The sequence below is a fragment of the Trebonia sp. genome, from assembly GCF_030042015.1.
Lineage (GTDB): Bacteria > Actinomycetota > Actinomycetes > Streptosporangiales > Streptosporangiaceae > Trebonia.
Map to the genome: position 1 here is coordinate 1 of NZ_JASIAL010000216.1, position 10924 is coordinate 10924.

Genomic DNA, 10924 nt, shown 5'->3' on the forward strand with positions numbered 1-10924 from the left:
AATGTGATCAGCGGCACATATTAGCGGCGGGCGGCCTAGGATATTCGCAGCCGGCAGGTCGTGCTGGCTCCCAGCGGCCGCACTTGTCTCCCGGTGGACGCCCTTCCTCAACCCAAGCGTGATCTCGGGTACGTAGAGTAAATCCAAAGGCCGGATCGCCAGACTTTCCCCAAGGTGCTTACCTAGAGGTGGCGAACCCTGGTCGCCGACGGGCGCAGCTGCGCCCGTCGGCGGTAACAGGTCGTTGCAGATCCGTTACCAAATTCTCAGCCTCGGACCATGCCCGGAATGCACGCTACCCCCCGTAGCGGGAACCTCGAAGAGACCTCGGAAGGAGCCCCGGTTGCACCTCACGATCACGGGGGCCCGACAGTGAGCGTCCTCGCCATGCTCGCCGCGGCTGGGGCGGTCGTCGCCCTGTGGGCGGGCGCGAGGCGGCATAGCGGCCCCGTGGCCAGGGGATACCGGTGGCTTGGCGGTGCCGCGCTGTTCTGGTTCGCCGGGCTGATCGTGGACAGCGTGCTGGCCGGGTCGCTGGGCTCAGGGCCCGGGCTGGCCGATGTGGCGCCGCTGCTCGCCCTCGCGTCGGCCGCGACCGGTGTGATGGTGCTCGCCTCGCCCTGGCCGTCGCCGGATCCGGCACCAGTGGCCCGGCCGTCGGCCGCGCCGTCGCCGTCGCCCGCGTCGCCCGCGTCGCCCGCGGCCGCCGGGACGTCGGGATCGGTGCTGCCCGGTCTTGCCGACGGGTACGTGATGGCGGTATCCCTGCTGGTCATCGGCTGGGTCGTGGCGTTCGGCGGCGAGTTCCACCGCTCCGGTGAGCGGCCGGCGTCGTTCTTGCTCGACCTGCTGCATCCGCTCGCCGACCTGGCGGTACTCGGCGCGCTGCTGCCGGTGCTCACGGTCGCCTGGAGCCGCGTGCTGCTGCCCTATCTCGCGCTGGTTGTGCTGACCGTCGGTGACTACCTCGGCGTCGGCGCCCGGATCTCCGGCGGGCACCAGGGCGTCCTGGAGCAACTCGCGATGGTCGTGGCCGCGTGCCTGCTCGGCGTCGCGCCGTGGGTGCCGGCGATCGCGGCGCGCCTGGACTTGCCGCAGTGGCGCCGGGAGGAGCAGCCGGCGGCGGGCACGGAGCGTCTCCCTGGGCCGCTCGACGTCGGCAACGCCGTCGGCACGAGTTCGGGCGCGGCCACGATCATCGCCGCGGTGGCCGTGTTCGTCGCCGCGATCGTGGTCGTCGTGCACGGCCTGGCCAGCGCCCCAGCCTCCGACCTGGCGCTGGTCATCGCCGGCGGCGCCGCTGTGCTCGTCCTTTCCGTGCGCATCCTCATGCTGGTCAGGGAGAACGGCGTCACGCTGCGGATCTGGCGCGGGTCGAGCGCCAGCCTGCGCGACCTCGCCGACCGGACCAGCGACGTCGTGCTGGTCTGCGACCTCGACGGCACGATCAGGCAGGTCAGCCCCTTGATCGCGAGCTTCGGCTACGCGCAGGACGCGCTGGCGGGCAAGCCGCTCATGGAGTTCGTCCACCCGGAGGACGTCAGCGCCGCGCGGACGGCGGTCCGGCAGGAGGCCAGCCCGGTCGAGGACGCGGCCGGCGCGGGCGCGGTCCTTGGCGCGGCGCCTGAGCCGGCCGGCGCGCAGCCGGGCGGCCCGGGGAACGGGACGGAATCGGGCGCGAAGGGCCGCTTCTCCTGCCGGGTGCGCGCCGCCGACGGCACCTGGCGGCACCTTGAGTGCGCGGTCCTTCTTTACCGGGTGCCGGGCGAGCCGGCGCAGCTGCTCGTCACCGCCAGGGACGTCAGCGACCAGGTGGCGCTGCGCCAGCAGGTGGCGCACCTGACGTTCCACGACGGCCTGACCGGCCTGCCAAACCGCGCGTACGTCGAGGAGCGCGCCAGGGAATCGCTCGCAGCAGGCGGCGACCGCGCCGGCGTGATCTTCCTCGACCTGGACGGCTTCACCGCGGTCAACGACCTGGTGGGGCACGGCGCAGGCGATCTGGTGCTCGCCCAGGCCGCGCGGCGGCTGCGGGCCGTCGTGCCCGCCCAGGACACGGTCGCGCGCTGGGGCGGCGATGAGTTCGCCGTGCTCATGGAGAACGCTGCCAGCGGCCCCGAGATCGTCGAGCTCGCCGAGCGGCTGGCCAGCGCCGTCGCCGGGGAGCCGTTCCGCGTCGCCGACCGGGAGATCGGGCTGACCGCGAGCGTGGGCGTCGCGCTGGCCGACGAGAGCCCGCCCGGCCTGGTGCTGCGCAACGCCGACGTGGCGATGGCCCGGGCGAAGGATGGCGGCCGCGGCCGGGTCGAGGTTTACGCGGCGCACATGCACGCGGACGTGGTCCGCCGCCTTGACCTGGCCAGCGACCTGCAGCGCGCGATCGCCAGGGAAGAGCTGACCCTGCAGTACCAGCCGATCGTGGAGCTCGCCACGTCGCGGGTCGTCGGCGCCGAGGCCCTGATCCGCTGGTGGCGCGCGGATGAGGTCGTCTCCCCCCGCGCCTTCCTCGCCGTGGCCGAAGATTCCGGGCTGATCGTCCCGCTCGGCGAGTGGGTGCTGCGCCAGGCCTGCTCGCAGGGCGCCGCGTGGCGGGCCTCCTCGTGGGACGTGGGCGTGTCGGTGAACCTGTCGCTGCGCCAGCTGAACGCGCCGCAGTTCCCCGCCCAGGTGGCCGCGGCCCTCGCGGAAAGCGGCCTGCCGCCCGCCGCGCTCACGATCGAGGTGGGCGAGCGGATGCTCGTCGAGGACGCCGGGCTGATAGCCGACCGGCTCGGGGAGCTGCGCGACCTGGGCGTCAGGCTCGCCATCGACGACTTCGGCACCGGCTACGCCTCGCTCGCTCACCTGCGTCAGCTGCCGGTTGACATCATCAAGATCGACCCGTCGTTCGTGTCGGGTCTCGGCCAGGATCCGGTCCTGACCATGCTCACAAGGACGATCGTCCAGGTCGGCCGCGACCTCGGGATGCAGGTGGTGGCCGAAGGCATCGAGCATCCCCGCCAGCTCGCCGAGCTGCGGGAGATGGGCTGCGGCTACGGGCAGGGGTTCCTCGTGGCCAGGCCAATGGCGGCGCCGGGCGTCGAGGCGCTGATCAGGACAGGAAGCGCCGTCGGTTCCGCGGCGGCGGACAGCGAGCGCGGCGCTGGTTCGCCGGCGAGCGCGCCGGGCGTTTCAGATGTCTCGGGAGCGGCCAAGCCGGGCGTACCCGCCGCATAACCGGGAATATCTGGACGTGACTGTCTCGCATTATGAGACCGGACGCACGATAATTTGACGCGAGGGCGTGTCGTGGGTGAGGGTGGTATCCGTGAAGCGGAACCACATCCTCGTACTTGGCTGGCGCGCGGAAAGCTGACCAGCCAGCTTCTGCGCGCGCCCCTCGCCTGCCACCCGGCACGAGGGGTTTTTTAATGCCCCCTCGCGGGGGTGCGGGGGATCGCCCCCCGGAAGACACCAGCCGCGCACATCGTGACAAGGAAGCCACCCGATGACCGAGCAGACGAGCCCAGTCCCTCCCAAGGCGCACGCTGCCGCCGGACAAGCGGATCAGCCACCCGGCAGGCCCCACTCCGGCCCCACGCCGCTGGACATCCCCGCGAGGGCGACCGCGACGCCTGCCGCCCCGAAGCCGGCGCCGCCCAGGCCGGCGCCGCCCGCACCACCCGCGGCGGCGCCGCAGCCGGCCGCGGCGGCGCACCACAAGCAGCCCCCGGCCGGCGAGCCCCCGGCCGGTCAGCCCGTGGCGGGTCAGCCGGCCGCGGGTCAGCCGGCGCCGCAGGCGGCCAGGACGCAGGCTCCCGCCGCGCCGCCGCAGCCGGTCAGGGTCAGGGTGACCGGCGCCCAGGCCCTCGTCATGGCCCTGGAGCAGGTGGGCGTCGAGGTGGTCTTCGGCATCCCGGGCGGCGCGGTGCTGCCCGCCTACGACCCGCTGCTGGACTCCGAGCGCATCAGGCACATCCTCGTCAGGCACGAGCAGGGCGCCGGCCACGCGGCCACCGGGTACGCGCAGGCGACCGGGCGCACCGGGGTGTGCATGGCGACCAGCGGCCCCGGCGCCACCAACCTCGTCACGCCGCTCGCCGATGCCTACATGGACTCCGTGCCGGTGGTGGCGATCACCGGCCAGGTGTCCACCCACCTGATCGGCACCGACGGGTTCCAGGAGGCCGACATCTCCGGAATCACGCTGCCGATCACCAAGCACAACTTCCTTGTCACCAGGCCCGAGGACATCGCGCGCACGATCGCTGAAGCCTTCCACCTGGCGAGCACGGGCCGCCCGGGCCCGGTGCTCGTCGACATCGCCAAGGACGCGATGCAGGCGATGACGGACTTCACCTGGCCGGTCCTCATCGACCTGCCCGGCTACCACCCGGTGACGCGGCCGCACTCGCGGCAGGTGCGGGAGGCGGCCCGGATGATCACCGACGCCAGGAAGCCCGTGCTCTACGTGGGCGGCGGCGTGATCAGGGCCCACGCGGCGGACGAGCTCAAGACCCTGGCCGAACTCACAGGCGCCCCCGTGGTAACGACGCTGATGGCCCGCGGCGCCTTCCCCGACAGCCACCCGCAGCACCTGGGCATGCCGGGGATGCACGGCACGGTCGCCGCCGTCGGCGCGCTGCAGAAGGCCGACCTGATCGTGGCGCTCGGCGCCCGGTTCGACGACAGGGTGACGGGGAAGCTGGACACGTTCGCGCCGGACGCGCTCATCGTGCACGCGGACATCGACCCTGCGGAGATCTCCAAGAACCGCCGCGCCGACGTGCCGATCGTGGGCGACTGCAAGGAAGTCATTGCCGAGCTGATCACCGCCGTCCAGGCCGAGCACGCGCACGGCGGCAAGCCCAGCCAGGCCGAATGGTGGGCGCAGCTCGACCAGTGGCGGGCCAGGTACCCGCTCGGCTACGACGACCCGGCCGACGGCAGCCTGTCGCCGCAGTACGTGATCGAGCGGATCGGCAAGCTGGCCGGCCCGGAGGCGATCTACGTGGCGGGCGTCGGCCAGCACCAGATGTGGGCGGCGCAGTACATCGGGTACGAGAACCCGGGGACCTGGATCAACTCCGGCGGCCTGGGCACGATGGGGTTCGCGGTTCCTGCCGCGATGGGCGCGAAGGTCGGCAAGCCCGACGTCCGGGTGTGGGCGATCGACGGCGACGGCTGCTTCCAGATGACCAACCAGGAGCTGGCCACCTGCGCGATCGAGGGCATCCCCGTGAAGATCGCGGTCATCAACAACGGCAACCTCGGCATGGTCCGCCAGTGGCAGACGCTGTTCTACAACGAGCGGTACTCCAACACCAGCCTCGGTGACAGGAAGGCCGAAGTCGCCGGCACCCGGATCCCCGACTTCGTCAAGCTGGCCGACGCGTACGGCTGCATCGGGCTGCGCTGCGAGCGCAAGGAGGACGTCGACGCGATCATCGAGCAGGCGATGGCGATCAACGACCAGCCGGTCGTGATCGACTTCATCGTCCACCACGACGCGATGGTGTGGCCGATGGTCGCGGCCGGCACGAGCAACGACGACATCAAGTTCGCGCGCGGCATCGCGCCCGACTGGGACGGTGGCGAGTAATGACCAAGCACACGCTGTCCGTGCTGGTGGAGAACAAGCCAGGGGTGCTGGTCCGCATCGCGGGCCTGTTCGCCCGCCGGGGCTTCAACATCGACTCCCTCGCGGTCGGGCCCACCGAGCACGAGGAGATCTCCCGGATGACGATCGTGGTGAACTGCGAAGAGCACCCCCTGGAGCAGGTCACCAAGCAGCTCAACAAGCTGATCAACGTGCTCAAGATCGTCGAGCTCGAGCCGGCCCAGGCGGTGCAGCGCGAGCTCATCCTGATCAAGGTCCGCGCCGACACCGACGCCCGGTCGAAGGTGCTCGAGACCGTGGCGCTGTTCCGCGCGCGCGTCGTGGACGTGGCGCTGGACGCGGTCACCGTCGAGGCGACGGGCAGTCATGACAAGCTAGAGGCACTGGTCCGGGTCCTCGATCCGTTCGGCATCAAGGAACTCGTCCAGTCAGGCACGATCGCGGTCGGACGCGGCGGCCGGTCGATCACCGACCGCACGCTGCGCCCCCTCGACCGCTCCGCTTAAGACCAAGATTGATCCCGAACGGTCAGTGGCGACTGCCGCCACTGACGTCACTCATGACGAAAGGCCAACCAGTGGCAGAGATCTTCTACGACGACAGCGCCGACCTCTCACTCATCCAGCGGCGGCACGTCGCCGTCCTCGGCTACGGCAGCCAGGGGCACGCGCACGCGCTGTCGCTGCGGGACTCGGGCGTCGACGTCCGGGTGGGCCTGCCGGCCGCCTCGGCCAGCCGGGAGAAGGCAGAGAACGAGGGTCTGCGCGTCCTTACCCCCGCCGACGCGTGCGAGGAGGCGGACCTGGTGATCGTGCTGATCCCGGACCACCTGCAGCGCGCGGTCTACGCGGACGCCATCGCGCCGTCGCTGGTGCCGGGTGACGCGCTGTTCTTCGCGCACGGCCTGAACATCCGGTACCACCTGATCGAGCCCCCGGCCGACGTGGACGTCTGCATGGTGGCGCCGAAGGCGCCGGGCCACCTCGTCCGCCGCCAGTTCAGCGAGGGCCGCGGCGTGCCGATGCTCGTCGCGGTCGAGCAGGACGCCTCGGGCAACGCGCTGCCGCTCGCGCTGTCCTACGCCAAGGCGATCGGCGGCACCCGGGCCGGCGTGCTGAAGACCACGTTCACCGAGGAGACGGAGACCGACCTGTTCGGCGAGCAGGCGGTGCTGTGCGGCGGGGTCTCCGAGCTGATCAAGGCCGGGTTCGCCACGCTCGTCGAGGCCGGATACCAGCCGGAGGCGGCGTACTTCGAGTGCCTGCACGAGATGAAGCTGATCGTGGACCTGATGTACGAGGGCGGCATCTCCAAGATGTACTGGTCGGTGTCCGACACGGCCGAATACGGCGGCTACACCCGTGGCCCGCGCCTGATCGACGAGCGCACCAGGGGGGAGATGCGCAAGATGCTGCGCGAGGTCCAGGACGGCTCGTTCGCCCGTGAGCTCGTCGAGGAGTTCGACGCGGGCAAGCCCAACTTCCTCAAGCGGCGTGAGACTGAGCGCGCCGAGCAGATCGAACAGGTCGGCGCCCGGCTCCGCCCGCTGATGAGCTGGTTGAGCGACGAGGACTAACCGGGGGGACGACCCCCCGGAACCCCCGGCTGCGCCTTGAGGGCGCACCTGCTCCGGGGTCCATCCGACGACTAAGGTTCTGTCACATGGGATCTGCTATCAGGCTGGCCGTCATCGGCGGCGACGGCATCGGCCCCGAGGTGGTGGCCGAGGCGCTGAAGGTGCTCAGGGCGGCGACGCCGGATGTCACCGTCGACACGACCGACTACGACCTGGGCGCCCGCCGCTGGCACCGCACCGGCGAGACGCTACCCGACGCGGTCCTTGAGGAAATCCGCGCGCACGACGCGATCCTGCTCGGCGCGGTCGGGGACCCGAGCGTCCCCAGCGGGGTCCTGGAGCGCGGGCTGCTGCTGCGGCTGCGCTTCGAGCTGGACCATTACGTCAACCTCCGGCCGGTCCGGCTGTACCCGGGCGTCGCGTCGCCGCTGGCCAACGGGCGGCCGGAGACGATCGACATGGTCGTGGTCCGCGAGGGCACCGAGGGACCCTACGCGGGGGCGGGCGGTGTCATGCGCCGTGGCACGCCCGAGGAGATCGCCACCCAGGAGAGCTACAACACGCGGTTCGGCGTGGAGCGGGTGGCGCGGTACGCGTTCGGACAGGCCATGGGGCGGCCGCGGAAGAAGCTCACGCTGGTGCACAAGACCAACGTGCTGACGTACGCGGGCGACCTGTGGCAGCGGGCGGTGGAGTCGCTGGCCAAGGAGTACCCCGAGGTCGCCGTGGACTACCAGCACGTGGACGCGGCGTCGATGTTCTTCGTGAGCGCGCCGGAGCGGTTCGACGTCATCGTGACCGACAACCTCTTCGGCGACATCCTGACCGACCTCGGCGCGGCCGTGGCGGGCGGCATCGGACTGGCGGCCAGCGGGAACATCAACCCCGCGCGCCTGTTCCCGTCGATGTTCGAGCCGGTGCACGGCAGCGCGCCGGACATCGCCGGGCAGTCCAAGGCCGACCCGACCGCGGCGATCCTGTCCGCGGCGATGCTGTGCTCGCACCTCGGGCTCAGCGCCGCCGCGGCGAAGATCGAGCAGGCTGTCGCGGATGACCTGATCGAGCGCCAGGGGGAATGGGCGGCACGGACTACCGTGGAGATCGGCGAAGACATCGCCGAGCGAGTATCCGGGTGAGGGTGGTTTTACCCAAATCCCCGAATATCCGGATACGCCCGCAGAAAGGAACAACCTGTCATGACCGCTCACGCCGACACCGAGATCGACTTCGAGGTCCACCCCTCCCAGGCCATGGCGCCAGCCGCCGAGCGCGAGCGGATACTGGCGGCGCCGGGGTTCGGCCAGGTCTTCACCGACCACATGATCACGCTGCGCTGGTCGGCTGGGCGCGGGTGGCACGACGGCAAGCTGGAGCCCTATGGGCCGTTCGCACTCGACCCGGCCACCGCGGTGTTCCACTACGCCCAGGAGCTCTTCGAGGGGCTGAAGGCGTACCGTCAGCACAGCGGGTCGGTCGTGATGTTCCGCCCGCAGGCCAACGCGGCGCGGTTCAACGCCGGGGCCCGCCGGATGGCGATGCCCGAGCTCCCGGAGGAGACGTTCCTGCGCGCCCTTGAGCTCCTCGTCACGCAGGACAAGGAGTGGATACCGCAGGGCGAGGGGAACAGCCTGTACCTGCGCCCGTTCATGATCGCGACGCAGCGCGGCCTGGGCGTCAACCACCCGTCGGACGCCTATCTGTTCTGCGTGATCGCGTCGCCTGCCGCTTCCTACTTCGGCGCGACCAAGACCGTCAAGGTCTGGCTGTCCGAGGACTACACCCGGGCGGCCCCTGGCGGCACCGGCGCGATCAAGTGCGGCGGAAACTACGCCGCCGCGTTCGCCGCCCAGCAGCAGGCCGTCGACAAGGGCTGCGACCAGGTGGTCTGGCTCGACGCGGCCGAGCACAAGTGGGTGGAGGAAATGGGCGGGATGAACCTGTACTTCGTGTACGGCTCCGGCTCCGCCGCGCGGATCATGACGCCCGCCCTCACCGGCACGCTATTGCCCGGGATCACCAGGGACTCGCTCCTCACGCTGGCCCCGACGCTTGGCTTCCCGGCCACCGAGGGCCGGATCTCGGTGGCCGAGTGGCGCCGGGCCAGCGCGGCCGGCGAGATCGCCGAGGTGTTCGCCTGCGGCACGGCCGCCGTCGTCACCCCGGTCGGCGCGGTCGACGGCGCCTCCGGCGGGTGGCTGGTCGCCAACGGTAACCCGGGCCCGGTCACGATGCGGCTGCGCGAGGAGCTCATCGGCATCCAGTACGGGCACCGCCCCGACCCCTTCGGCTGGATCTACAAGGTCGCCTGACCGCCGAGGTTACTGTCGGTAACCACTTCCGGGCTCATTGCCAAGACTTTGCCATCTTTATAATCACGGAAAGCAACCATCTGGATACTCGCAGGCGTCTTACAGGATGACTGAGGCTCGCTTGGGGGGTTGCGGCCCAGTCATCGTGAGAGCCGGGCCTCATCTCGGGGGAGGCCCGGACTTCCGGACCGGCTCCGACCCTGCCGGTCGACCCCCGTGGGCGCGTTTCGGCCACCGCCAGCGCCTGCGGGGGTCATCATCTTTTCCCCGGTACGCCGCACCCCCAGGCAGCAGCCCCCAAGCGCAGCCTCAGTCGCGGCCGGCCTGGCTGTCGCCAGGAATCTGCGTTGGCCGCGCGATGTTTCACGCTGTAGGCTCTGCCTACAACTCAACAGGGGGTGAACGGTTTCGACTTCGGTGGTCGACCCAGGAGAAGCGAGCCGAGGGTGGCGGTTGTGACCTCGTAAATCACGCGACCGTAACCAATAAGTGCCAACTCAACGCGCACTGACCTCGCTCTCGCCGCCTAAGGCGAGCTAGCAATAGGTCTGTCAGCCCGGGAGTGCCTTCGGCCCGGTGCTGGCATCAGCTAGAAGGCTCAACTAGCCGGCCCGGCCACGGGGCAGGCTAGGAAACAGACAGTGGCTGAGCCCGTCGGCGTCTTGCCTGCGTGATCGCCGGGGCTGAGAAAAGCGGATGCAGGCTGCGCTCGGAGAAGACCTGGTGAGGTCCTGAAGGACGCGGGTTCGATTCCCGCCACCTCCACCCGTGATAACCCCGAACCCACCCCAGGGCGTGAAAACCCCGAACCCACCCCAGGGTTCGGGGTTTTCTGCTGCCCGCGGGCGGTTGCAAGCGCACCCGGCCGCGACCGCGACGCACCCGGACTGGCGGTGAGGCCCACAACGCCAGGCTATTGCAATGCCAGGAACTTAAGCCGCCCAGCCTGCCGGCGGACAAACCACCGATACCGGGCGCGGTCCGCGGGCGCTGGCCAAGATAGGAGCCGAGCGGCATCCGGAAATCGGTATAAAACGGGCAATAAAAGCTGCGGCCCGGGTCCTAAGTTCCCGGTGCCGTCCCACTATCTGAGACGGCCACCGGACAGCCGCCCAGGCCTCGGCCAGCCTGCAACGCCCTTGCCGCACTGCTCACACGCACATCAGCTGACCACGTGACATGCACGCGAGGGAGCGGCGACGCAGCCCCTTAACTTCCCGAGATCGCAACAGGAGGCCGGAGGAACCCTCAGGAGAGCGCGCGCCGGTACCGGCCGGCGAGCGCGCGCAGGTGCCCGGCGAGCTCCGGCGGCGACTGCACGCGGAAGTCGTAGCCCAGCATCCCGAGGTAGACGGCCAGCGTTTCCAGGCTGTCGGACCCGGTGTCCAGGACGCACGTCTCGTCGCCGTCGGCCGTCACGGTCCCCGCGTACGGCCCGAT

The 10924-nt window shown here is 70.6% G+C and carries 7 protein-coding genes and 1 other RNA gene; 7 read left to right on the forward strand and 1 reads right to left on the reverse strand.

The features are described 5' to 3' along the window. The first annotated feature begins 372 nt into the window (after positions 1-372). From Q1N79_RS11260 to ssrA, 7 genes are all read left to right on the forward strand, one after another. Positions 373-3216: an EAL domain-containing protein gene (locus Q1N79_RS11260; RefSeq protein WP_300607963.1), complete on the forward strand. Its 2844-nt coding sequence runs from the start codon at positions 373-375 to the stop codon at positions 3214-3216. Positions 3217-3487: 271 nt separating this feature from the next. Next, positions 3488-5581: an acetolactate synthase large subunit gene (locus Q1N79_RS11265; RefSeq protein ID WP_300607966.1), complete on the forward strand. Its 2094-nt coding sequence runs from the start codon at positions 3488-3490 to the stop codon at positions 5579-5581. Then, a complete protein-coding gene (gene ilvN / locus Q1N79_RS11270) occupies positions 5581-6105 on the forward strand; it encodes an acetolactate synthase small subunit (RefSeq protein WP_300607969.1) in 525 nt (174 codons plus the stop codon). The genes Q1N79_RS11265 and ilvN overlap by 1 nt, the downstream gene beginning before the upstream one ends. 80 nt (positions 6106-6185) lie before the next feature. Further along, the gene (ilvC, locus tag Q1N79_RS11275; RefSeq protein WP_300607978.1) at positions 6186-7175 is read left to right on the forward strand and encodes a ketol-acid reductoisomerase; all 990 of its coding nucleotides are present in this window, start codon (positions 6186-6188) and stop codon (positions 7173-7175) included. An 86-nt stretch (positions 7176-7261) separates the two neighbouring features. Continuing rightward, positions 7262-8311 (forward strand): 3-isopropylmalate dehydrogenase, encoded by a 1050-nt coding sequence (locus Q1N79_RS11280; protein WP_300607972.1) that lies wholly within the window; start codon positions 7262-7264, stop codon positions 8309-8311. 60 nt (positions 8312-8371) lie between these two features. Beyond that, entirely contained in the window at positions 8372-9484 is a 1113-nt protein-coding gene (locus Q1N79_RS11285; RefSeq protein ID WP_300607975.1) for a branched-chain amino acid aminotransferase, read from the forward strand. 394 nt (positions 9485-9878) lie between these two features. Beyond that, positions 9879-10252: a transfer-messenger RNA gene (gene ssrA / locus Q1N79_RS11290) on the forward strand. Between the two features lie 480 nt (positions 10253-10732). On the opposite strand, the gene Q1N79_RS11295 is transcribed toward ssrA, so the two are convergent. Further along, a partial coding sequence (locus tag Q1N79_RS11295) for a WYL domain-containing protein (RefSeq protein ID WP_367185025.1) occupies positions 10733-10924 on the reverse strand: 192 nt, incomplete at its 5' end.